This window comes from Burkholderia sp. Bp9090 (assembly GCF_003857985.1).
Lineage (GTDB): Bacteria > Pseudomonadota > Gammaproteobacteria > Burkholderiales > Burkholderiaceae > Burkholderia.
Genome location: NZ_QTPV01000006.1, coordinates 207475 through 229936, shown reverse-complemented (window position 1 = coordinate 229936; position 22462 = coordinate 207475). Strand labels below are relative to the sequence as shown.

At 68.7% G+C, this 22462-nt stretch carries 20 protein-coding genes and 1 pseudogene; 8 read left to right on the top strand and 13 right to left on the bottom strand.

The features are described from left to right. Positions 1 to 100 precede the first annotated feature (100 nt). Positions 101 to 1081 (top strand): aldo/keto reductase, encoded by a 981-nt coding sequence (locus tag DIE16_RS08845; RefSeq protein WP_044843310.1) that lies wholly within the window; start codon positions 101 to 103, stop codon positions 1079 to 1081. A 46-nt stretch (positions 1082 to 1127) separates the two neighbouring features. Here the strand turns inward: DIE16_RS08845 and DIE16_RS08840 are convergent, their stop codons facing one another. The 3 genes from DIE16_RS08840 to DIE16_RS08830 form a co-directional block, all read right to left on the bottom strand. Further along, entirely contained in the window at positions 1128 to 1994 is an 867-nt protein-coding gene (locus DIE16_RS08840; RefSeq protein WP_124484624.1) for a CPBP family intramembrane glutamic endopeptidase, read from the bottom strand. Positions 1995 to 2076: 82 nt separating this feature from the next. Further along, the gene (locus DIE16_RS08835; protein ID WP_124484625.1) at positions 2077 to 2733 is read right to left on the bottom strand and encodes a VC0807 family protein; all 657 of its coding nucleotides are present in this window, start codon (positions 2731 to 2733) and stop codon (positions 2077 to 2079) included. 213 nt (positions 2734 to 2946) lie between these two features. Continuing rightward, positions 2947 to 4011 (bottom strand): 2,3-butanediol dehydrogenase, encoded by a 1065-nt coding sequence (locus DIE16_RS08830; protein ID WP_124892122.1) that lies wholly within the window; start codon positions 4009 to 4011, stop codon positions 2947 to 2949. A gap of 562 nt (positions 4012 to 4573) precedes the next feature. Between DIE16_RS08830 and DIE16_RS08825 the strand changes: the two genes are divergently transcribed. Then, positions 4574 to 5056: a DUF3331 domain-containing protein gene (locus DIE16_RS08825; RefSeq protein ID WP_124892121.1), complete on the top strand. Its 483-nt coding sequence runs from the start codon at positions 4574 to 4576 to the stop codon at positions 5054 to 5056. A 21-nt stretch (positions 5057 to 5077) separates the two neighbouring features. On the opposite strand, the gene DIE16_RS08820 is transcribed toward DIE16_RS08825, so the two are convergent. Beyond that, positions 5078 to 6277: a GNAT family N-acetyltransferase gene (locus tag DIE16_RS08820; RefSeq protein WP_124892120.1), complete on the bottom strand. Its 1200-nt coding sequence runs from the start codon at positions 6275 to 6277 to the stop codon at positions 5078 to 5080. Between the two features lie 197 nt (positions 6278 to 6474). On the opposite strand from DIE16_RS08820, the gene DIE16_RS08815 reads away from it, so the two are divergent. Next, positions 6475 to 7947 carry a PLP-dependent aminotransferase family protein gene (locus DIE16_RS08815; protein WP_124892119.1) on the top strand — a complete coding sequence of 491 codons (1473 nt, stop codon included), beginning with the start codon at positions 6475 to 6477 and terminating at the stop codon, positions 7945 to 7947. Positions 7948 to 8022: 75 nt separating this feature from the next. Here DIE16_RS08815 and DIE16_RS08810 read toward each other — a convergent pair whose 3' ends face one another. Beyond that, complete coding sequence (locus DIE16_RS08810; protein ID WP_124892118.1) at positions 8023 to 9276, bottom strand: MFS transporter; 1254 nt, start codon at positions 9274 to 9276, stop codon at positions 8023 to 8025. Between the two features lie 141 nt (positions 9277 to 9417). Here DIE16_RS08810 and DIE16_RS08805 point away from each other — a divergent pair, with 141 nt between their 5' ends. Both DIE16_RS08805 and DIE16_RS08800 read left to right on the top strand, forming a co-directional pair. Then, positions 9418 to 10293: a LysR family transcriptional regulator gene (locus DIE16_RS08805; RefSeq protein WP_124484629.1), complete on the top strand. Its 876-nt coding sequence runs from the start codon at positions 9418 to 9420 to the stop codon at positions 10291 to 10293. Positions 10294 to 10537: 244 nt separating this feature from the next. Then, positions 10538 to 12130 carry a trypsin-like peptidase domain-containing protein gene (locus tag DIE16_RS08800; RefSeq protein ID WP_185500364.1) on the top strand — a complete coding sequence of 531 codons (1593 nt, stop codon included), beginning with the start codon at positions 10538 to 10540 and terminating at the stop codon, positions 12128 to 12130. Between the two features lie 134 nt (positions 12131 to 12264). On the opposite strand, the gene DIE16_RS08795 is transcribed toward DIE16_RS08800, so the two are convergent. Next, positions 12265 to 13233: a helix-turn-helix domain-containing protein gene (locus DIE16_RS08795; RefSeq protein WP_124892117.1), complete on the bottom strand. Its 969-nt coding sequence runs from the start codon at positions 13231 to 13233 to the stop codon at positions 12265 to 12267. 490 nt (positions 13234 to 13723) lie between these two features. Between DIE16_RS08795 and DIE16_RS08790 the strand changes: the two genes are divergently transcribed. Both DIE16_RS08790 and DIE16_RS08785 read left to right on the top strand, forming a co-directional pair. Beyond that, positions 13724 to 14809 (top strand): helix-turn-helix domain-containing protein, encoded by a 1086-nt coding sequence (locus tag DIE16_RS08790; protein ID WP_260434366.1) that lies wholly within the window; start codon positions 13724 to 13726, stop codon positions 14807 to 14809. 180 nt (positions 14810 to 14989) lie between these two features. Beyond that, positions 14990 to 15592: a J domain-containing protein gene (locus tag DIE16_RS08785; RefSeq protein ID WP_124892115.1), complete on the top strand. Its 603-nt coding sequence runs from the start codon at positions 14990 to 14992 to the stop codon at positions 15590 to 15592. 327 nt (positions 15593 to 15919) lie between these two features. Here the strand turns inward: DIE16_RS08785 and DIE16_RS08780 are convergent, their stop codons facing one another. Further along, entirely contained in the window at positions 15920 to 16153 is a 234-nt protein-coding gene (locus DIE16_RS08780) for a hypothetical protein (RefSeq protein ID WP_011549124.1), read from the bottom strand. A 324-nt stretch (positions 16154 to 16477) separates the two neighbouring features. Between DIE16_RS08780 and DIE16_RS08775 the strand changes: the two are divergent. Beyond that, positions 16478 to 16786, top strand: a pseudogene (locus DIE16_RS08775) (MFS transporter); the annotation flags it as partial. A 188-nt stretch (positions 16787 to 16974) separates the two neighbouring features. Here DIE16_RS08775 and DIE16_RS08770 read toward each other — a convergent pair. The 6 genes from DIE16_RS08770 to cobA form a co-directional block, all read right to left on the bottom strand. Next, a complete protein-coding gene (locus DIE16_RS08770) occupies positions 16975 to 17673 on the bottom strand; it encodes a fumarylacetoacetate hydrolase family protein (RefSeq protein WP_124484634.1) in 699 nt (232 codons plus the stop codon). 129 nt (positions 17674 to 17802) lie between these two features. After that, a complete protein-coding gene (locus DIE16_RS08765; protein WP_044843331.1) occupies positions 17803 to 18744 on the bottom strand; it encodes a helix-turn-helix transcriptional regulator in 942 nt (313 codons plus the stop codon). 203 nt (positions 18745 to 18947) lie between these two features. Next, on the bottom strand, positions 18948 to 19547 hold the full coding sequence (locus DIE16_RS08760) for a uracil-DNA glycosylase family protein (RefSeq protein ID WP_124484636.1): 600 nt from the start codon (positions 19545 to 19547) through the stop codon (positions 18948 to 18950). 119 nt (positions 19548 to 19666) lie between these two features. Continuing rightward, entirely contained in the window at positions 19667 to 20710 is a 1044-nt protein-coding gene (locus DIE16_RS08755; protein ID WP_124522048.1) for a CmpA/NrtA family ABC transporter substrate-binding protein, read from the bottom strand. A 5-nt stretch (positions 20711 to 20715) separates the two neighbouring features. Beyond that, entirely contained in the window at positions 20716 to 21312 is a 597-nt protein-coding gene (locus DIE16_RS08750; protein ID WP_124645930.1) for an ANTAR domain-containing response regulator, read from the bottom strand. A 171-nt stretch (positions 21313 to 21483) separates the two neighbouring features. Next, positions 21484 to 22245, bottom strand: coding sequence for a uroporphyrinogen-III C-methyltransferase (cobA, locus tag DIE16_RS08745; RefSeq protein ID WP_124892114.1), 762 nt, complete (start codon positions 22243 to 22245; stop codon positions 21484 to 21486). Positions 22246 to 22462 lie beyond the last annotated feature (217 nt).

Here is a 22462-nt window from a genome sequence, read left to right as displayed (position 1 = left end):
CATGCGACGTCTGGCCGATGCAGCGCACGGCGTTCGTACCCGGTGCACCGAACCGGGCCGCGCATCCGGCCGCAACCCCACTTCAATGACGAGGCGAGCGATGGAATACGTGAAATTCGGGTCGACCGGGATGGACGTGTCGAAGCTGGTGCTGGGCTGCATGACGTTCGGCGAGCCGTCGCGCGGCACCCACCCTTGGACGCTGCCGGAAGCGGAAAGCCGCCCGATCATCCAGCGCGCGATCGAGGCCGGCATCAATTTCTTCGATACCGCGAACATGTATTCGGACGGCACGTCCGAGGAGATCGTCGGCCGTGCGTTGCGCGACTTCGCGAAGCGCGACGACGTCGTGATCGCGACCAAGGTGTTCTACCGGATGCGCCCGGGGCCGAACGGCGCGGGCTTGTCGCGCAAGGCGATCATGACGGACATCGACCAGAGCCTGAAGCGGCTCGGCACCGACTACGTCGACCTGTACCAGATCCACCGCTGGGACTACGGCACGCCGATCGAGGAGACGCTCGAGGCGCTGCACGACGTCGTGAAGGCCGGCAAGGCGCGCTACATCGGCGCATCGTCGATGTTCGCGTGGCAGTTCGCGAAGGCGCTGTATACATCGAAGCAGAACGGCTGGACCCGCTTCGTCAGCATGCAGAACCACCTGAACCTGCTGTATCGCGAGGAAGAACGGGAAATGCTGCCGCTGTGCGAGGCCGAAGGCATCGCGGTGATTCCGTGGAGCCCGCTCGCGCGCGGCCGGCTGACGCGCAATTGGGACGAGTCGTCCGGCCGGCAGCAGAGCGACGAGGTCGGTCAGCGGATGTACGACGCGACGGCCGGTGCCGATCGCGCGGTCGTCGAGGCCGTCGCGGCGATCGCCGCTGCACGCAACGTGCCGCGTGCGCAGGTCGCGCTCGCGTGGGTCGCACACAAGCGCGGCGTCACCGCGCCGATCGTCGGCATCTCGAAGCCGCATCATCTGGACGATGCGCTCGGCGCGCTGCAGCTGAAGCTGACGGACGATGAAATCGCGACGCTCGAAGGCCCTTACGTGCCGCACGCGGTAGCCGGCTTCAACTGAGTTCGACCGCGCGAAAGCGGCGGGATGCCGCCGCCGCGCACGGCGTTCAGCGTGCGGCGGCGAGCATCGGATAGGTGAACAGCGCGAAGTGGATCACGTTCAGCCCCGCATGCGCGAGCGCGGATGCGAGCAGTCCGCCGCGCCGCCATGCGAGGCCGTAGCCGATGCCGGCCACCGTGCCGAGCGCGATCCAGGGCCAGCCGCCGGCCGCGTGCGCGGCGCCGAACAGCCCCGCGCCGATCGCGAGCGCGGCCCACGGCCCCCAGCCGAACCGGCCGAGCACGCGCGTGAGCCCGCCTTGCACGTAGCCGCGGAACAGCGCTTCCTCGGCGAGCGTGACGAGCAGCACGTTGTTGACGAGCCACATCCAGCCCGACGCCGGCCATTTCGGCGCCCAGCCGACCATGCCGAACGCGAGCGCGCCGGCCAGGCAGGCCGCCGCCGTCGCGACGGCCGCCACGGCGCCGGTGCGCAGCGCGCGTGCCGGGGCGACGTCCGGCGCCACCCACGGCAGCACCCACAGCAGCCACAGGCCGACGAGCGGCTTGTCGAAATTCAGGTACATCGTGAACGGCACGGCATCCGGCGTGAAACGCGTCGGCTCGATCACGCGCGGATTGTGGAAGCCGGGAAGCAGGTGCAGGCTCAGCGCGATCGCGAGCGCGGCAAACACGACGTGCGCGACGATCCGCAGCGCGAGCGGGCGGCCCGGCGCGACGCCCCAGGCGGCGGCCGCGAGCAGCGCGAGCGGCGCGAGCACGATCGGTTCGAGCTTGCCGAACGCCAGCGCGCCGGCATAGCCGAGCGCGGCAACGGCGATGCTCAGGCCATGCAGCGGGCGCTGCCACGCGAACGCGGCGGCCGCGAACAGTGCGAGCCAGATCGTGGCACACGGGAGAAGCGAGAGAGACATGGGGCGATGCAGGCGGCGAACGAGAGCCGCGCATCATACCCCAGCGGCCGTGACGGCCGCGCCGGGCGGACGGGGCGGGCGCTCAGCGGCCGGCGATCTCGGTGACGCCGTCGCGGGTCGGGATGTCGACGCTGTTGCGCTCGCGCATCCGCCGCCGGTACCAGAAGGTCCACAGCAGCAGCGTGCCGAACACCGTGTAGCCCATGATCGGCGACACGACGAGCACGCGCTCGACGGGCCAGGTGACGACCATCCACAGGCGCAGCAGCATCTCCAGCGTCATGCAGGCGCCCCACACGAAGGTCATCAGGCGCAGCATCTGGCGCAGCCCCGGCTGCTCGGCCCAGACCGTCTCGAAACGCGCGGCGCCGCCGGCCATCTCGCGGGCCACCGTCGCGCGCGCGAGATAGAAGATCAGCGGACGATCGCGGAACAACGACAGCAGGAACACGACGCCGATCGTGCCGGACGCGAGCGATTCGCGCATCAGCAGCGTGCGCGCGCTGCCGCCGAGCGCCATGCCGGCGATCGACAGCGCGATGCCGAGCAGCACGACGGCGGCCACCGCATCGATGCGGCGCGAGCGGATGAATTCGACGACGGACCAGACGATGGGCGGAATCGCCGACGCGTACAGCGCGCCGGTTTCGCCGAAATACGGATGCGCGACCCGGTACGCGACCCAGGGCAGCATCAGGTTGACGAAGAGTTCGAGGATCAGGCCGGCTCGTGGTTTCACGGAAGCGGGCGCGCGGGTGGCGCGCGGGGCGGTGATGTCGCTTCGAGTATATCGAAGTCCGACCCCGCGCGCCGCACCGGCGCGGTTGTGCACGCACCGAAAACGGGCGGAAACATGCGGTGGCCCGGGGCGGGGCCGCGCCCGGGATGCCCCGGGACCGTTCGGTGCCGCGTCCGGCCGCCGCGCGGCCGTCATCGTCCGGTCAACGGTTCGTCAGGCGGCCGCGGGCTGGACGATGATCTTCACGTTCCGGTCCTTGTGGTTGACCAGCTCCTCGAAGCCGTGCGTGACGATGTCGCCGAGCGTGATCCGGCCGGTGATCAGCGGCTGCACGTCGATGCGGCCGTCCGCGATGAAGCGGATCACGTCCGCGAATTCGCCGTTGTACGCGAGCGAGCCGATCACTTCCTTCTCGGTCGACACGATGTCGAAGAAGTTGAACGACGTCGGCTCCTCGAAGATGCCGACCATCACCGACTTGCCGGCCTTGCGGATCACGTCGATCGCGAGCTGCGCGGTGGCCGTGTGCCCGATGCACTCGAACGACACGTCGGCGCCGTAGCCGCCCGTCAGCGCCTTGACTTCCGCGACCGCGTCGGACGCCTTCGGATCGATCACGACCGTCGCGCCGACCTCCAGCGCCTTCTGCTTGCGCGCGGCCGACATTTCCAGCGCGATCACGCGTCCGGCGCCCGCGGCCTTCGCGCACATGATCGTGCACAGGCCGATCGTGCCGGCACCGACCACGACGACGGTCTGGCCGACGATGTTGCCGGCCTTCTTCACCGCATGCAGCCCGACCGCGAGCGGCTCGATCAGCGCGCCGGCCTCCGTCGGGAAGTCGTCGGGCAGCTTGTACAGCAGCTCGGCCGGCACGTTCACGAATTCGGCGAACGCGCCGTTGTTCATCAGCCCGGTGAACGCGAGGTTCTCGCAGATGTTGTACAGCCCGTGCCGGCAATACCAGCAGGTGCCGCAATGCTGGCAGGCGTCGGCCGTCACGCGCTCGCCGAGCGCGAAGCCCGTCACGCCCGCGCCGAGCGCCGCGATCTCGCCGCTGAACTCGTGGCCGAGGATGCACTGGCCCTTCAGGCCCGTCAGCGGATGCGGTGCGTCGACGGGAATGAACACGGGCCCGGCGACGTACTCGTGCAGGTCGGAGCCGCAGATCCCGCACCAGTGCACGCGGATCTGGACCCAGCCGGCCGGCGGATGCGCCGGAACGGGAACCTCTTCGACGCGGATGTCGTGGCGGCCATGCCAGACGGCGGCCTTCATGCTGGGAGCGGTGTTCGATGCCGGTGTACTCACGTTGCTGTCTCCGTCAGGTTGTCGTCGGACGCGCGGCCAAGGGCCGGTTCGTCCGTCGCGCGATTGCGCGAGCGACCGACATGCAGGAACGGGGCCAGCTTGAATCGGTGTTCGCATGGCGAAGGCTGCGGGCAGGCAGTGTGCGATGCAGCAGGCCGCGTTGCATTGACATCAGCCGGGACCGAGCGAATCACACGCGAAATTTGCTGCGGTTGCGACGGGACGCGGCGGGTGAGACGCCGGGACATTCGTCTCAGCCGTTTGAGACGAAACGCGAGACGCGCGGTTCGGTCGTGGGCGTCGTAGCCGCGGTCGTTGCGGTCCATTGTGGCGATCAGCGAAACGCATCGTTGCGCATGTTTCCCCTTTACTTGAAGTTAACTTCAATTTGTATCATCTGCGGCAATGTCCGATCGCCATGCGTGCATGGCGGTTGCACCGGAGGCGGGGTGCATGACCGAATCGGTCGTTGCTGCCGTGCGAAGGGCCGAGCGCGGCTCGTCTCAATCTTCACGGAATGTCGTCAAGCATGCCAAACGTTATCGAATGCCTGATCTGCGAGTATGTGTCGTACCACATGCTGGTAGCCGAAGAGCGGGACGCGATGCCGTTACCGGCAGACGTCGGGATGGCGCGGCCACAGGAGCGTGCCGATCGCGCGCCGACTCCGGAGCCTGTCGCACCTGGCGTTTCACCGTTGCGGCCGCAACTGTTCGTGTCGGTTCTGGAAGCGGGCGACGACGGCTTGCTGGTGCGCTGGAGCGAAAGCGGGCGCTGCCATTACGGCGAGCAACGCTGGCGCTTGCGCGTCGCGTTGCAGGCGGGCCGCTGCGCGATCTCCGGGCAGGCGATCGAGCCGGGCGAACCGGTGTACCGGCCGGTGCGGCGGCCGGTGCCGGTCAACGGCGACGAGATGATCCACCCCGCGTCGGTGCCGCCTGCGGCTGGCGCCGCGTGTCGCGCGGCACCAGGCCGCGGCGAGGCGACGGATCCGTTCGATGCCCCGGGCTGAGCGACCGGTTGCACTCTCGCGTTACTTGAGATCCTTCCGGTACTGGATGAACCCCGCGTTGTTCGCGAGCTTGTCGTACAGCGCGCGGGCGGTCGTGTTGGTTTCGTGCGTGAGCCAGTACACGCGGCTTGCGCCGGCTTCGCGGGCCCGCTCGTACACGGCTTCGATCAGTGCGCCGCCCGCGCCTTGCCCGCGGGCGTCCGCCGCCGTGAACAGGTCCTGCAGATAGCAGTACGGCCCTTCGGTCCAGCACGAGCGGTGATAGATCGCGTGCACGATGCCGACCAGCGTACCCGACGCGTCGAAGGCGCCGAGCGCGAACATCGGTTCGGCGGGATCCATCAGGCGCGCCCACGTCGTCGCGAACACGGCGTCGCTCAGCGCGGTCTCGTAGAAGGTCTGGTAGCCCTGCCACAGCGGGCGCCACGCGGCTTCGTCGGCGGCCACGAGCGGCCGGACCGTGACGCGCGTCGCGTCGTTCGCGCGGCCGGCCGCGTCGCGCGCACGCGCCCGCGCGTGGCGGATCGCGACGAGCGTCTCGCGCTGCGTACCGCTGGCGTCGAAGTTCTCCGGCGCGAGCCAGGCTTCGAACGCGGCGCGCACGTCCGGCCATTCGCCGTCGACGATCGAGAACCATGCCGTGTCGCGGTTGCGGCCCTTGTAGATGATCGCCTGCCGGAACGTGCCTTCGTAACGGAAGCCGAGCCGCGCTGCCGCCTTGCGCGACGGTTCGTTGAGGTCGTCGCACTTCCATTCGTAGCGCCGGTAGCCGAGCGTGTCGAACGCGTACTTCATCAGCAGGTACTGCGCTTCGGTCGAAATCGGCGTGCGCTTCAGTAGCGGCGAGAAGGTGACGGAACCGACCTCGATCACGCCGTTGGCCGGGTCGATGCGCATCAGCGCGAGCGTGCCGACGGCGCGATTCGTCGCGCGGTCGATCACCGTGTAGTGCAGCGGATCGGCGCTGGCCGCCGCGCCGCGCGCGTAGTCGCGGTAGCTCGACTCGTCGGCGTACGGCCCGTGCGCGAGATAGGTCCAGTCGCTGCCGTCCGGCGCCTGCGCGTACGCGGCGTACAGGTCGGCGGCATGGCGGTCGGCGTCGAGCGGTTCGAGGCGGCAGTAGCGGCCCTCGAGCACGATGCGCTCCGGGCGAGGGCGCGCGGACCAGTCGGGAACGGGGTGGCCGATGGGCTGCTGGAAGTCGTTGGTGAGCGTGGACAAGGTCGATCTCGCTTCGGTTGGCGGCCGGCGACATGCCGGCATGCAGACGATCGTAGTCCCGGCGAGGTACCATGAGAAGCGCCAGCCGACAGCAAATTTATGGTGCCACGAAGGTGCCACGAACGCGCCGCGCCGGTGCCATGCCGGCGCCGCGATCGGCGCGCCATGCACCGAGACTTCCACGCCGCGATATCCCGATGACGACTGCCTTTCCTTCCGGCGACGCACCGCTGTTGCCGCTCGACGCGCCGCTCGCGCGCACGGCCGGCGCGCCTTCGTTGCAGCGGCAACTGCTGCGCCGCGTGCGCGACGCGATTCTCGGCGGCGCGATGCCGGCCGGCACGCGGCTGCCCGGCACGCGCGCGCTGGCCGAGACGCTCGGCGTGTCGCGCAACACGACGGCGGCCGTCTACGAGCAGCTCGTCGCCGAAGGCTTCCTGCAATCCGATCGCCGCGGCACGCGCGTGGTCGGCCTGTCGCGGCCGGCCACGCCGCGCCGGCGGGTCGCACCGCCGGCCGTCGCGCAGCGGCTCGGCCGGATTCGCCCGAGCCTGATCGGCGCCGGCGAGTCGGAAGGCTTCCGGCCGGGCGTGCCCGCGCTGTCGCATTTCCCGGTGGATGCATGGCGGCATGCGATCGACCGCGCGCTGCGCCGCGCCGGCCGCGACCTGCTCGCGTATGGCGACCCGCTCGGCGAACGCGCGCTGCGCGAGTCGATCGCGCGCCACCTGGCCGTGACGCGCGGCGTGCGCTGCGATCCGGAGCAGATCGTGATCACCGAAGGCGCGCAGGGCGCGATCGCGCTGTGCGCGCTGTTGCTGACGAACCCCGGCGACACGGTCTGGGTCGAGGAGCCCGGCTATCGCGGTGCGCGCACCGCGATGCAGGCGGCCGATCTCGACGTCGTGCCGATGCCGGTCGACGCGGAGGGGCTGCGCGCGGCCGACACGGACTGGCGCGAACGGACGCCCCGGCTCGTCTACACCACGCCGTCGAACCAGTTCCCGACCGGCGCGGTGCTGTCGATTTCGCGCCGGCTCGCGCTGATCGACGCCGCACGCCGGCATCGCGCGTGGATCATCGAGGACGATTACGACAGCGAGTTTCGGCATACCGGCGAGCCGATCGGCGCGTTGCACGGGCTCGCGGCCGATTCGCCGGTCGTCTATCTCGGCTCGTTCAGCAAAACGATGTTTCCGGCCTTGCGGATCGGCTTTCTCGTGTTGCCCGACGCGCTGCTCGCCGCAGTGCGGCCAGCGTTGCCGGAGATGCTGCGCGGCGGGACGCGCCACGTGCAGCTCGCGCTCGCCGATTTCATCGAGACGGGGGAGTACGGGCGCCATCTCGGGCGGATGCGGCGGCTGTATCGCGACCGGCGGCGCTTGCTGCTCGCCGCGCTGGACGACGCGTTCACCGTGCCGCATCAGGTCGAGGGCGGGCCGTGCGGGCTGCATCTGGCGTTGCGGCTGCCGGCCCGTTATCGCGACCGCGCGATCGTCGAAGCGGCGCGCACGCACGGGATCGGGCCGTTCCCGCTGTCGGGGTTCTCGATCCACGCGACGTCGCCGGCCAACGGGCTCGTGCTCGGGTTCGGCAATACGTCGGCCGATGCGTTCGCGCCGATGCTGCGGACGCTGTCGACGATCGCGCATCGGGTCGCGGGCGAGTGAGGCGCAGTCGCATCGCCGCGAATTCACCGCAAATCCGCCGCCAATCACCGGGAGGCGCAGCGGGCGAGCCGGTGCTTACCGCACGCGTTCCGCGCGCATGATCCGGTGCGCCGCCGCCAGGCCGAGCACGAGCAGCACCGCGACATACGCGACGACGGCGCTCCACGCCCCGTGTTGCCAGAACGAGCCGCCGACCGAGCCCAGCACGCTCGACCCGAGATAATAGGCCAGCAGGTAGAGCGACGCGGCGTGCCCCTTCGCGGAACCGGCGAGATGCCCGACCCAGCCGCTCGCGACCGCATGGGCGACGAAGAAGCCGATCGTGATCAGCACGATCCCGACGATGATCGCGACGAGCGAATGCGACAGCGTCAGCGCGAGGCCGGCCGCGAACACGAGCATGCCGCTGACGAGGACGGGCGCGCGCCCGAGACGATCGGCGAGCGCACCGGCGCTCGACGAAGACACCATCCCGAACAGATAGGCGCCGAAGATCAGCCCGCAGGCGGTCGCGCTCAGGTTGAACGGTGCGGCCGTCAGCCGGAATCCGGCGTAGTTGTAGACGGTCACGAACGCGCCCATCACGAGGAAGCCGATCGCGAACACGAACGGCAGCCGCGCGTGATGCAGCTGCGCGTTCCACAGCCGCAGATGGTGACGCAGCGTCAGGTCGGTGCGCTTCACGAAGCGTCGCGACTGCGGCAGCAGCATCACGAACGCGACCGCCGCGACGAGGTCGACCACGCCGATCGTCAGCATCGCGGTGCGCCACGAGAAATACTCTTCGAGCGCGCTCATCCCGATCCGCCCGATCATGCCGCCGAACGCGGTGCCGCCGACGTAGAGTCCCATCGCCAGGCCCAGCCCGTCGGCGGCGATTTCCTCGGCGAGATAGGCCATCGCCACCGCCGGAACGCCGCCGAGTGCGAACCCTTCGAGCGCGCGCCAGAGCAGCAGCAGGTTCCAGTTCGGCGAAATCGCGGCGAGCAGGTTGAACAGCGCGGCCAGCGTCATCGACGCGAACATCAGCCCGCGTCGTCCGACGCGTTCGGACAGCGCGCCGGCGCACAGGATGGAGACCGCCAGCAGCCCGGTCGACAGCGACAGGGACAGCGAGCTCGACGCCGCGCCGATGTTGAACTCGCGTGCGAACGCGGGCAGCAGCGGCTGCACGCAGTACAGCAGCGAGAAGGTGGAAAAGCCGGCGAGGAACAGCGCCAGCGCGATGCGCTTGTAGGCTGCCGAGCGCGGCGACACGCCGATAGGCAGCGCATCCGGCGCGGCGTTCGCGGCGCGATTCGTGGCGGGTGACATTGCGGGAGTGGACATGACAGGTGCCCGATGGGTCAGGGAATGCCCGAATTCTTGCGCACGCTCATGTATATGTCCAATATATGAAATGAACCGTAGCGATACGTTTTTCGACTGGCTCGAACGCCGCCTCCATCTACCCCGGGATCACGTCAACGCATGGAACTTCGGCATCTCCGATACTTTCTGGCCGTGGCGGCCACATCCAACTTCACGAAGGCCGCGGAAACGCTCGGCATGGGTCAGCCGCCGCTCAGCCAGCAGATCAAGGCGCTCGAGAACGAACTCGGCGTGGCGTTGTTCAAGCGGACCGCACGCGGCGCCGAACTGACCGTGGCCGGAGAGGTGTTCGCGGAAGAGGCACGGCGCGTGCTCGCCGACGCGGAGCGCGCGGCGCGGGCGGCAAGACGGGCGGCGCGCGGGGAGATCGGGCAGTTGCGGGTCGGGTTCACCGGGACGGCGGCCTTCAATTCGAAAGTAGCGGACCTGATTCGCCGCTTTCGCGAAGCGTTTCCCGATACGGATCTGACGTTGCAGGAGGCGACCTCCGGCGTGCTGCTCGACGCGCTGGCGGCCGGGCGGCTCGACGTCGCGATCGTGCGTCCGGAGCGCCGCATCGCGGACACGTTGCTGACAACGGACTGGGACGAGGAGCCGATGTTCGTCGCGCTGCCGGTCGCGCATCGGCTCGCGCAGCGGCGTCGGATCGATCTGGCGGAGCTGGCCGACGAGGCGTTCGTGCAGGTGCCGCGCGAAGCGGGCAGCGCGCTGTTCGACGACATCGTCGCCGCGTGCAATGCCGCCGGCTTCCAGCCGCGCATGGCGCAGCCCGCGCCGCAAATCGCTTCGGCGGTGACGCTCGTCGCGGCCGGGCTCGGCGTGTCGATCGTGCCGAAGGCGATCACGCAGGTGCAGGTCGCGGGCGTCGTGTATCGGCAGGTCGCGGGCAACGGGCTGCGCGCGAGGCTCGCGATTGCGTCGCGGCGCGACGATCCGTCGGCGGTGGTGCGCAATTTTCTGGCGCTGGCCTGGTAGCGCGGGACGCATTGCGTCGCGCCTCGCCGCCGCGTCGGGGGAATGTTCCGATTGACGAACCGCGAACTTTGTCCGGAACGAACGCTGTCGCGGTTCCGCCGCTGCCCGACCACCCGGCATGCGGGTTTCGATTCGTATGTTCCGGAGGTGGCGTGGACTATAAATGGAGGGGTGTACCGGTGCTTGTCGGGCGTCCGCGCGTCTCGCGCGGGTCGGCGTCGCGACTGCCCGGGGGAGGTGCACCGTGGTTCGCCAGACGCTTGCTCGCGCCGTGCTTCGCACCGCGTTGATCGGGGGCGTGTTCGCCCTGGTTTTGGCGGCGCCGCCGGCCGCTGCCGGGACCATCGCGCCGCTCGCCACGCCACCGGTGATGAAGAACAGGCCCGCCGCACGGTCTTACTCGATGCCGGTCGACTTCTCGGCGATCGTCGATCGCTACGGCCCGACGATCGTGACCGTCATGACCGCGGCGACCGACCAGCAGGCCGGCGGACCGTCCTTCGTGTACCTCGATCCCGACGATCCGCTTGCCGCGTTCTTCCGCCGCGGCGCGCCGCTGCCGCCCGCGCAAGGCGCGCAGGCGCCTGCGCCTGATACGTCGCCGCGCGCGATCGCGGGCATCGGTTCGGGCTTCATCGTCGGCGCCGACGGGGTGATCCTGACTTCCGCGCATGTCGTCGCCGACGCGACCGATGTGACGGTGCGACTGGCCGATCGTCGAGAGTTGAAGGCGACGGTGGTGACCGTCGATCCGCAGAGCGACGTCGCCGTGCTGCACATCGACGCGACAAAGCTGCCGGTCGTGCATATCGGCGATTCGTCGCGGGTGCGTGCCGGCGAACCGGTGATGACGATCGGCGCGCCGGACGGCTCGGGCAACACGGTCACGGCCGGCATCGTCAGCGCGACGTCGCATGCGCTGCCGGACGGCAGCGCGTTTCCGTTCTTCCAGACCGATATCGCGGTGAACCCCGACAACTCGGGCGGCCCCGTGTTCAATCGCGCGGGCGACGTGATCGGCATCGCGGTGCAGGTCTATACGGATGCCGACCGTTATGCGAGCACGACGTTCGCGATTCCGATCGCACTCGCCATCAAGGTGCGTGCGCAGGTGCAGGCGCAGATGCGGGCCAATGCTCAGGCGCAGCGTGCGTCGTCCGGCAATGCGCTGGGTGTCGACGTGCAGGATGTCGGCGTCGGGCTGGCCGCGGCGTTCGGCCTGCCGCGTCCGGCGGGCGCGCTCGTCAACGGCGTCGATGCCGGCTCGCCCGCCGCCGCGGCCGGCGTGAAGCCCGGTGACGTGATCGTGAAGTTCGGCGGCAAGCCGATCGGACGGTCGGCCGAGCTGAACGACCTGGCCGCCGCGTTGCCGCCCGGCGGAAAGGCGCCGCTGCGGCTGATCCGCAACCGCACGCCGATGATGCTGACGGTCACGGGAGCGGGAGCGGGAGCTGGGGCCGGCGACGCGATCGACACCGCGGCCGCGACGGGCAGCAGTGCGGGCAGTGCGGGCACGGTCGGCACGGCCGGTGCCGCCGGCGTGGCGATGGCCGCCGCGCGGCCGGCAGACTCCGGCGATCGGCTCGGGCTGACGATGCATCCGCTGAGCGACGCCGAACGGCGTTCGACCGGGCTCGCGGTCGGGATGATGGTGGATGCGGTGCACGGGCCGGCCGCGAACGCGGGCATCCGGCCCGGCGACGTCGTGCTCGAACTCAACGACACGCTGCTCGAAACGCCGGACGACGTGCAGGCGCTCGAAGCGAAAGGCGGCGTGATCGCCGTGCTGATTCAGCGCGAGAACGCACGCAAGTTCGTGTCGGTGCGGGCGCGGTAGGGTGTCGACGGGGGCGCGGGGAAGAGCGGCGGCGCTCCGTCGATTCGTCATGTGGACGACGCAGCGCATCCGACGGCTTGACCGAAAACGGCGAACAGGTTGCGACGCGCTTCATCGGCCGATGTACGTTGCACTCACGCCATGCCGGTGGTCGCATCGTTACGCATGCGATATTCAGTCGGCGTTGTCGACAGGTATTTCCGGAACAGCCGCGCCAGTTGGGCGCCACTGTTGATGCCACAGCGACGCGCGACCTTGTCGACCGGCAAGCTCGATTCCACCAGCATCCTGCAGCTCATGTTCAAGCGCGCGCGCTGCAGGTAGTCGGATGGCGTCATGCCGATCTCGCTCTTGAACCTTCTCAGGAAGTTGCGCGCGCTCATGGCCGCGACTTGCGCCGCAGCATCGATCGAGACGGGCCGGTCGACGTTCGCCTCCAGCCAGCGCGCGGATGCCGTGATCTGCTCGCTCACACGTGGCGCGTTGCTCGCCGCAACGAACGCATCCGACGGTGCAGGCGCCGGCATCGCCAGAGACCCGGACACTTGCCGCGCGAGCTCGCCGCCCAAATCGTCTTCGACCACGCGCAACGCAATGCGAATGGCATCAGGCTCGCCGCCCGGCGATCTGGCGGCCTGCATGTCGGGCGTGTCGTTGGCGGCACGAAATCCGCTCGGAAGACCTGCCGCATCCAGGAGAAGCTTTCCGTCTGCGATCGGATGAACGGTTTCGCATAGCGGATGCTGGCGGCGCAGCCAATCGATCAGCCGCTTGTCGCGACAGGCCGTATCAGCAGCCGCTCCGCCTGCGACGAACATGATCTGCTTGCCTTCCACGCGCCGCCGCGAATCGATGCTTTCCGTCCAGACGAAGACCGATGAAGAGGCGGCAATTCTGCCGCCAGCAGCGGACACCAGCGATACGTCATAGCGCGCCTCGCCGGACGGACGAGCTGTGGTCAGCGCACTTGCTTTATGAAAAATCTCGATGATCGCCGCGACGTCGTGCAGTGCAAATCCGTTGGACAGCACAATGTCGACTCGCGTCGGCGCCCCTGCGGTGGGCATCCGCGAGCGAGATAGGGTGGAGTGCTCCGATTCCATCGGTGATTCCCCAAGGATGTTGTTGACCGGCAGCGGCCCGCTTCGGGCTCTGCAACTCGAAGCCGTTGACGCATGCCTTACAGGCGGCCTTCGACAACTATCGCGTGGCCGGATTCGACAGCCTGTGGCCGCCTGAAACAGGCAAGCACCCGCGGACATGCGGCCCCGAGAATTCTAGGAAGGGCGGTCGGGTCGGCTTGACACTCCGTCTCAAAAAAACGGAACTTCTATCGGATGCGCTGGGCCCGGTCGAATTGCCGGAAGCACGAGCGATCAGGCTCGCCTTCGCGCAGGTGGTGAAATCGCGATTCGCAAACGATTGCGTGATGCTGAAGAAGCGGGAGGGGACGCGCCGTGTGCTACGGCAAAGCACGTACTGGTATGCTTCACATGGTGCACTAGCGCGTTCCGGGCGAGCTATTGGATCGATATGGCGTTCAGGAGTGCTGGGCAGATCAAAGCCGGACGAAAATCAGCGAAGAGCGCCGCATTGAACGACGACCCACTACACACTGCGATACCGCCAGGCCGCCTGTTGTTGCCGCCGGAGCGGCCGGTGCTCGCGCCCGGCATCGTGCACAGCAGTTTCAGCGTTCAAGGCGACGCCCGTCGAAGCTTGCTGGCCTGGCAAGAGCGCATGAGTCCTGTCTACGACATATTGCCTTCGTCGAAACAAGCCGAGGATACGTTCGATGCATCGATGTCCCGTTACACGATCGAGAATCTGAGCATCCTCGACTTTCGCACGGGGCCGAACCTGGCCGTGCGATCGTTGGGTCGGGTTTCGACCGAGAGCGTGCGGGACGTCTCGTTCAGCATATATCTTGAAGGGTCGCCTGGGCAGTTCCTGGGCGGCAAACCACGGTCCGACGCGCCGCACGTGCCGCACGTGCCAAGTATCCTCGCCCTGGACATGGATCAGCCGTGCACGGTCCGGAGTTTTCATAGCCGGATACTTCTCCTGTTTGTGCCACGCGCACTGGTGGAAAAGTCATTCCCTGATGCGGCGTCGCTGCATGGCCGCTGGATTCACGCTACCGATCCTCTGACGCGCATGCTGATCGAGCATCTGGTGGCGCTCAATAAAACCATCGTCGGACTGAGCAAGGACGAAGCGCATCGGTCCTTGCTCACGGCGGTAGAGTTGATCGTTGCGGCCTTCTGCCGCCAGGCGGGTCTTGCCGGCAATGCCCGCGCGGCGGTCCGCGCTGCTGTATACGGGCAAGTACGGCGGCACGTCGAGGCAAATCTGCATGATCCGAATCTGTCGCCCGACAGCGTGTTGGCGTCGCTTAATCTCTCACGCGCCAGCGTGTACCGAATATTCGAGCATGAAGGGGGCCTGGCCGCTTATATCCGCAACCGCAGGCTGCGAATGGCGGCCGATGAACTGGTGCGCTTTCCCCATGTGGAGGTACAGGACGTTGCCTCGGGGTTGGGCTTCAATGATGCATCAAGCTTTACTCGTGCATTCCGTCGAGCCTTCGACATCTCGCCGCGAGATTTGCACGAGTACGCACCGTTGTTCCAGCATGGAGATACAAAACGGGAGCGCTTCACGAAGAGGCAGGGTTGAACGGATTGGCTCGTCGACTACGACGAACCTGGGTGGCAGCCGTGTTTCGATAGCCGCTCGAAAGCGGCGCCCCTGACCTGCACTCAGGGTGTCCAGAACCTGGTGAATTCTCGACCCGACGGATGGGCGCCGCGGCGACATGCTACGATCAACGCGATCCGACTTTCATCCGGACGCACCATGACGACAATGTATGAATTGCTCGGTGTGTGCGAGAACGCCACCGACGAGGAAATCAAGCGCGGCTACCGAAAAGCAGCGATGAAAGCGCATCCTGACCGCAATGTCGGGTGCGAAGCGGACGCGCATGCGCGATTTCAGGAGATCAAGGAGGCATACGCGATTCTCTCGGACCCGAAGCTGCGCCGCGTCTATGACACCGTTTACGCAGAGGAAATGCGCCGTCACGCACGGCTTCGCGAAGAAGAGGAACGCCTGAAGGCAGAGCGCGAAGCGGAATATGCGCGGTTCGTGGCATTGGCGATGCGCTTCGCCGAGCAAGGGCACAACCGCGACGTCGTGTTCGGTGTTCTGCTCGGCCGTGATTGCGATGTTCAACTCGCCGAGCGCATTGCCGGCAGTGTGGTCGAGCTGCATGCGTCGCGCCAGCCGGGCGCATCGCGGGACGGGCAGCGTGATGAGCAGATGCCGCAAGGCGACGAGAGGGCGACACAGGAGGCATCGGAGCAGGCGCCAAAGAGCGACGCACAAAGGAGTGATGAACACGCGCATACGGATTTTTTCAGCGCTCTGTGGCATGGCGTGTTCGGGCTGCGCCAGTGAGTCCTGGTGGGGGACCGGTTTTGCGAACGCGGAACTTGGCCGCGGTCGGCGGCATCTTCGGGGGAGGTTCTTCGATCGACTGCTTTATGAATTGACGGCTAGTTGGGCAGTATTCGGCCGAGGCTGTGTGAAAACGCGAAACCACACGGTTTTCGGGTGTCACTTTACCCTTCCCGAACAGCCACCAGGCCGATACAGCGCGATCTGAAGGGTCGAGTTTTTCAACTGGAGCCTTGGCCATGCGTTTTCACACGGCCTCGGCCACAAACGGCCGTTCGACACAGCTTTTTAGATCGTCGACAATCGGTGCAGATAAGGGCGTGGTCTTTAGCGGTTACCGTCGATCAGATCGTTCAGCAGCGCATCGAACGCGGCCTGTGCGTCTTCAAGTTCCTGCAGGGCGGCATCAAAGGTTTGCAGCGCGAACGGCGAAGGCTCGCCGCTGCCTTGCGGCGGAAATTGCTTCTGCATCGAGGCGAACGTACTCTGCACGCGCAGCGTGGCGGCCACCATGCGCTCCATCGCCTGGGTTTCTTCGGCTCGGGCCTGTTCCGGATTCATTCCTCTCTCCTTGGATGGTTTTCTTGAAGACCAGATCGTACACGCTGTGTCCGTTCTTGCCGCCCTTGGCCGAACGATTCCGTTGAAGGTTCCAACGGCACGCTGCGGGAGAAGCAATTTAATCGGGCATGATTCCGCAGTCGCGCCGAGGCCAAGATACTCATCGAGCGTGGCTACAAAATCCCGCTGCAGGTCACAACGATTGGCCGCTTTGGATAAATCTGAAGGGCCGTTCAGGGTCGACAACCGACCTCCCCGGAAATCCACGAAGAACATCTTTTGCATTGCGCACGTCCACGCGACGCGTGCGGGGTGGGCACCCGCTTGCATCCAAACCTGCCGATCGCTTCCGAGCCGGCTGCACCGCGACACGCAACGCTGATCCTGCTGTGCGCGTTCTCGGTGCTGCCGTTGAGCCTGTTCCTGCCGTCGCTGCCGGCGATCGCGCGCGACCTGCGCGCCGACTATGCGCTCGTCGCGCTGTCGCTAGGCGGCTACGCGGCGGTCGCCGTGTCGCTCGAGTTCGTGATGGGGCCGCTCTCGGACCGGTCCGGGCGGCGACCGATCATGCTGACGCGCCTCGGCATCTTCACGCTCGGGTCGCTGGGCTGCGCGATGGCGACCAGTCCACGGCGATCGCGCTGGCGGCCGCGGTGTGCGTACGAATCTTCGACGCCCGCGAACGGCGCGCGTGATTGACGCGACAGGACCGGCATGCCGATCCGGCGCGATGCGATCGCTGCCCGGATCGACAAGGAGCGATACGACCCGACCCGACGTCCGTCGGACCGACTGCGCATCGCATGCGCCCGCACGATGCCTTACGGCTTCGCCCCCATCGTGAACTCGAACGTCGCGACGCCGTCGACGCCACCCGTCACGCGGTCGCCCGGCTGCAGCGCGCCGACGCCGGCCGGCGTGCCGGTGAAGATCAGGTCGCCGGCCTTCAGCTCGACCGAGCGCGACACGTACGCGATCACGTCCGGCACGGCCCAGATCATGTCGGCGAGATCGCCTTGCTGGCGCGTTTCGCCATTGACCGCGAGCCAGATCCGGCCGCTTGCCGGATGGCCGGTCGCGGTCGCCGCGCGCAGCGCGGTCACGGGGCCCGACGCGTCGAAACCCTTCGCCCAGTCCCACGGCCGGCTAAGCTTCTTCGCTTCGGCCTGCAGGTCGCGGCGCGTGAGGTCGACGCCGACGCCGTAGCCCCACACGTGCGACAGCGCATCGGCCGGGTCGATCGACCGGCCGTCCTTGCCGATCGCGACGACCAGCTCGATTTCATGATGGAGGTCGCCGGTCAGCGGCGGATACGGGACGGTGCCGGCGGCCGGGACGATCGCGTCGGCCGGCTTCGTGAAGAAGAACGGCGGTTCACGGTCGGGATCGGCGCCCATTTCGCGTGCGTGGTCGGCGTAGTTGCGGCCGACGCAGAACACGCGGCGCACCGGAAAGCGCGCGGACGACTGTTCGACTTCGACGGAAGGACGCTCGGAAGCGTCGATGACGTATGCGGACATCGGATGACCTCGTTCGATGAATAGACGGATGCCGTTGCCCGCGCAATGCGACGCGGGCCGGCATGCATGGAACGATACCCGACGCATGCGCGCCGGGATGCGACGCAACTGCGCTTTAACCGGACAAATCTACGCGTCGCCGGCCGTCGGCGCTGCGTCGGCGTCCGGCAGCGCGGCGTTGGCATCCCGGTACGCCTTCGGCGACACGCCGACCCGCGCGCGGAAGCGCCGCGCGAAATACCCTTCGTCGCGGAAGCCGACCGAGCGCGCGATGTCGGCGATGCGCCGGCTCGTATGCGCGAGCAGCGACTGCGCGAGCGCGATCCGGCGCTCGGTCACGAGATCGGTGAAGGTGCTGCCGGTTTCCTTGCGCACCAGGTGCGCGAGGTAGTTCGGCGACAGGAACGCGGCCTCGGCGGTGGCCGCGAGCGTCAGGTCCTCGCGGGTCAGGTTCGCGCGCACGTGGCGCAGCACGCGAGCGAGGGCGTCGCGCCGGCCCGCGCGCTGGGCGCCACGCTGCGCGAGCTTGTCGAGCGCGCCCGCGTACTGCGTGCAGACGAGGCCGATCAACTGCAGCAGGTAGCCGCGCAGCAGCGTGGTCGAGCCGAAGGTGCGCACGCGGTCGGCATCGAGCATGCACAGCGCGAGGCGCCGCGCCTCGTCGAACGCGTCGCCGGTCAGGATGAAGTCGAGATGTTCCTGGAAGCGGAACGGCGTCAGCTCCGGAAAGCGCTGCGCGGGGACATCCTCGAGATCGAGCGGATCGACGTCGAGATCGGCGCGCAGGAACGCCTGGCTGAAGTTGATGACGATGAAGTGCGCGCCTTCCGGATGCGGAATCAGGTGTTCTCGGTGCGGCAGCACGAACGCGAGCGCGCCGCGCGGAAACGGCCGCGTGACGCCGCCGATCCGCTGCTCGGTGTCGCCGCCGAGGTTGAACTGGATCTGGAAATACGCGTGCCGGTGCGGCTCGGTGATCGCCTGGCGCGACGCCTGGTCGCGGATGTAGAAATCGAGCCGGTCGCTGCGTTCGGGCATCCCGTACAGGCGCGGCGGGGCGGTGGAGGGCATGAAGGATTCTGCTGTTGGTGACGCGGTTGAGCCGCGATGGTACAGCGAACCGGGCGCGGCCGGAATCCGCGGGCCGATCCGCGCAGGCCGGACGGGCGGGGACACGCTCCATCCGGCCCGGCGACACCGCAATCAGGCGGCCGAACAAAGTCGATGTCGTTCCGGTTCGTCGCGACAGGGAGCAGGGGCGCGCCCGGTTTCGGTCAGCCAGCGATCAGCGGTGCGACGCGCCGCCGCAGTTCCGGCACGACCTCGGCATCGAACCACGGATGGTGCTTGAACCACGCCTGGTTGCGCGGCGACGGATGCGGCAGCGGCAGCACGTCGGGGCCGTAGTCGCGCCACGCGTGCACGGTGTCGGTCAGCGTCGCCTGGCGCGTGTCGCGCAGGAAATGCCGCTGCGCGTACTGGCCGATCAGCAGCGTCAGCCGGATCGACGGCAATTCGGCGAGCAGCCGGTCGATCCACAGTGGTGCACATTCAGGACGCGGCGGGTTGTCGCCGCTCGCGCCGCGGCCGGGGTAGCAGAAACCCATCGGCACGATCGCGAAGCGGGTCTCGTCGTAGAACGTGTCGGCGTCGACACCGAGCCAGTCGCGCAGCCGCTTGCCGCTGGCATCGTCCCACGGGATGCCGCTCGCATGGACGCGGGCGCCGGGCGCCTGCCCGACGATCAGGATCCGGGCGTCGCGATGGGCGCGCACGACGGGGCGCGGGCCGAGCGGCAGGTCGGCTTCGCAGGCGCGGCACGCGCGGATTTCGGTGAGCAGCACGTCGAGCGGCGTGCGCGTTCGTTTCGGCATCGATTCTGAACGGGGACGGACTGGCGGCGCGGCGAGCCGGAGCGGACCGGCGCATCGCGTCAGGCATTCCGCGGGGCGCGGCATGGTGCTGCGCGGCGGCCCCGGCATCCGTGCCGGGATCACCGGTCCGCCGCACCACCTTCGGCGACCGCAGCATCATACAACGCCGTCTGCGCGATCGCCGCGGCGATGGCCGCGTCGTCGTGCGTGCCGTCGAGCATGCCCCAGCGGCGGTATTGCAACAGGAACCACCGGCCTTCCTGCGGATCCGGCCGGTTCACGGCGCCGCCGTCGTGGAAACGGATCGGCAGCGGCGGCTGCGCGAACGGCCCGGGGCCGTAGTCGCCGAGCAGGCGCGGCGCGATCAGCCGGGCCGGCACGCCGAGCGCATCGGGCGACGCGAGCCAGCCGGCCGCGTCGCGACGGTGCGCGGCGCTGTCGAGCCACGCGCACGCATCGACGAGCGTGCGGATCAGCGCGCGCGCGGTGGCCGGATACAGCGCGACGAAATCGCGCCGGGCCGCGAGCACCTTCTCCGGATGATCGGGCCAGATCTCGCTGGTGACGGCGACGGTCCGGCCCGCGCCGCACGCTTCGGCCACCGCGTGCCACGGCTCGCCCGCGCAGAAGCCGTCGAGTTCGCCGCTCGCGAGCGCCGCGACCATCTCGGGCGGCGGAATCACGACGCTGCGCACGTCGCGCAGCGGATCGATGCCGTGCGACGCGAGCCAGTGGTTCAGCCACATCGCATGCGTGCCGGTCGGGAAGGTCTGCGCGAGCAGCGGCTTGCGTCCGAGCGTCGCGAGCGCCGCGCGGACGTCGCCGCTGGCGCGGTAGGCGTCGGCGAGGCCGCGGGCGAACGTGATCGCCTGGCCGTTGCGGTTCAGCACCATCAGCGCGGCCATGTCGGCCTGCGGGCCGCCGATGCCGAGCTGCAGCCCGCACACGAGCCCGTACAGCGCGTGCGCGGCGTCGAGTTCGCCGCTCAGCAGCTTGTCGCGCACGGCGGCCCAGGACGGCTGGCGGCTCAGTTCCAGCGTCAGGCCGTGGCGCGCGCCGAGATTCAGCTGCTGCGCGACGATCAGCGGGGCCGCGTCGCTCAGCGCGACGAACCCGAGACGAAGATGCGCGCGTTCCGGCGCGGCGGGAGGCGAAGGGTTCATGGCATTCATGACGGTTGGGACGCATCGAGCAGTTGCCGCGCGACGTCGACGATGCGCAGGCCCTGGTCCATCGCGCGCTTGCGCAGCAACGCATACGCATCGTGCTCGGACAGCCTGCGCTGATCCATCAGCAGGCGCTTCGCGCGATCGATCAGCTTGCGTTCGGCGAGCTCGCGCTCGACGTCGGCGAGCCGGCGGCGCAGCGCATCGTCGTGCGAGAAGCGCGCAAGCGCGACTTCGAGGATCGGCGCGAGGCGCTCGGCCGACAGGCCCTCGACGAGATACGCACTGACGCCGGCGCCGACCGCCGCGTGAATCAGCGCCTGGTCGGCATCGTGACTGAACATCAGCACGGGGCGCGGCGCGGTCGCGTGCATCACGGCCAGTTGCTCGAGCGTGTCGCGCGACGGCGAATCGGTATCGATGATCACGACGTCGGGGCGCTGCTCCTCGACGGCCGCGGGCAGGCGCGCGGGCGTCGCGACGTCGTTGAGCATCTCGTAGCCAAGGCGCGCGAGCGCGTCGCCGAGTTCGCCGATCGGCTTGTCGGTGTCGGTGACGAGCAGCACGCGCAGGCGTGCGGGCGGGGCGGACGAACTCATGACGCGAACGGGGACGGACCGGCTTCGGTGCAAGGGTTGAACGGGGGTTGCGGGGTGCGGGCGGAAGTCGATGTGCGCGGAACCTCGCGCATGCATCCCCGGCAGCCGGCGCGAACGCGGCCGCGGTGAGCGGAACGGGCGTGCGGACGGTGCCGCGTGACGTGACCCATGCTACGCCGCCCGCGACAGGAGCGCCTCGCCGGCGGCGTCGGCGCACTGCACGGCGGTTTCGCCGATCGCCGCGCCGACCAGCATCACGGCCGGGCTGCCGAGCCCGGCCGCCGCGACGCCGCGCGCGAGGCCGCCGAGCGTGCCTGCCCAGCGGCGCTCGTGCGGCGTGCCGGCCCACTGCACGGCGGCGGCCGGCGTCGACGCGGGCAAGGCGGCGAGCAGCCCCGCCGCGATGCTGGCCACGCGGCTCATGCCCATGTAGATCGCGAGCGTGGTGCCGGTCGCCGCGAGCGCCGCCCAGTCGGGTTCGCCGTGGTCTTGGCGATGTGCGGTGACGAACGTGACGCCCTGGCAGTGCTCGCGGTGCGTGAGCGAGATGCCGAGGCTCGCGGCGGCCGCGAAGCCCGACGAGATGCCGTTGACGATGTCGACGGGAATCGCGGCGGCGCGCAGCGTCGCGAGTTCCTCGCCGGCGCGGCCGAACAGCAGCGCGTCGCCGCCCTTGACGCGCACGACGTGCGCGCCGCGCAGCGCATAGCGGCGCATCAGTTTCTCGATGAACGCCTGCGGCGTGGAGCGGCAACCGCCGCGCTTGCCGACGCGGATCACGCGCGCGTGCGGCGCGAGTTCGACGATGCCGGGCGCGACGAGATCGTCGAGCAGCAGCACGTCGGCGGCCGCCAGCGCCTTCACGGCCTTCAGTGTGAGGAGATCGGGATCGCCGGGCCCGGCGCCCAGCAGCGTGACTTTTCCAGTCGTCATGTCGTGTTCCAGTGCCGCGTGCGTGCGGCGATCGATAACGCATTGTTGCTTGCGGCGGCGGCGGGCGGTCGACGCGATCGCGACATCCGGCCGTGCCGGGCACGGGGGGACGTCGTTGTCCTGATCTGTTGCGCCCGCCTGCAACGGCGGGCCCGACTTGCGGGGACTGCCCACCGGCGCCGTTGCCGGTGTGGTCCGGAATCAGCAATATCCGGGC

Coding starts and splice junctions, on each gene's coding strand:
- DIE16_RS08785 (WP_124892115.1), top strand. CDS start 14,990: ATGACGACAATGTATGAATTGCTCGGTGTGTGCGAGAACGCCACCGAC.
- DIE16_RS08780 (WP_011549124.1), bottom strand. CDS start 16,153: ATGAATCCGGAACAGGCCCGAGCCGAAGAAACCCAGGCGATGGAGCGC.
- DIE16_RS08825 (WP_124892121.1), top strand. CDS start 4,574: ATGCCAAACGTTATCGAATGCCTGATCTGCGAGTATGTGTCGTACCAC.
- DIE16_RS08840 (WP_124484624.1), bottom strand. CDS start 1,994: ATGTCTCTCTCGCTTCTCCCGTGTGCCACGATCTGGCTCGCACTGTTC.
- DIE16_RS08810 (WP_124892118.1), bottom strand. CDS start 9,276: ATGTCCACTCCCGCAATGTCACCCGCCACGAATCGCGCCGCGAACGCC.
- DIE16_RS08845 (WP_044843310.1), top strand. CDS start 101: ATGGAATACGTGAAATTCGGGTCGACCGGGATGGACGTGTCGAAGCTG.
- DIE16_RS08755 (WP_124522048.1), bottom strand. CDS start 20,710: ATGAACCCTTCGCCTCCCGCCGCGCCGGAACGCGCGCATCTTCGTCTC.
- DIE16_RS08815 (WP_124892119.1), top strand. CDS start 6,475: ATGACGACTGCCTTTCCTTCCGGCGACGCACCGCTGTTGCCGCTCGAC.
- cobA (WP_124892114.1), bottom strand. CDS start 22,245: ATGACGACTGGAAAAGTCACGCTGCTGGGCGCCGGGCCCGGCGATCCC.
- DIE16_RS08765 (WP_044843331.1), bottom strand. CDS start 18,744: ATGCCCTCCACCGCCCCGCCGCGCCTGTACGGGATGCCCGAACGCAGC.
- DIE16_RS08760 (WP_124484636.1), bottom strand. CDS start 19,547: ATGCCGAAACGAACGCGCACGCCGCTCGACGTGCTGCTCACCGAAATC.
- DIE16_RS08750 (WP_124645930.1), bottom strand. CDS start 21,312: ATGAGTTCGTCCGCCCCGCCCGCACGCCTGCGCGTGCTGCTCGTCACC.
- DIE16_RS08805 (WP_124484629.1), top strand. CDS start 9,418: ATGGAACTTCGGCATCTCCGATACTTTCTGGCCGTGGCGGCCACATCC.
- DIE16_RS08830 (WP_124892122.1), bottom strand. CDS start 4,011: ATGAAGGCCGCCGTCTGGCATGGCCGCCACGACATCCGCGTCGAAGAG.
- DIE16_RS08770 (WP_124484634.1), bottom strand. CDS start 17,673: ATGTCCGCATACGTCATCGACGCTTCCGAGCGTCCTTCCGTCGAAGTC.
- DIE16_RS08795 (WP_124892117.1), bottom strand. CDS start 13,233: ATGGAATCGGAGCACTCCACCCTATCTCGCTCGCGGATGCCCACCGCA.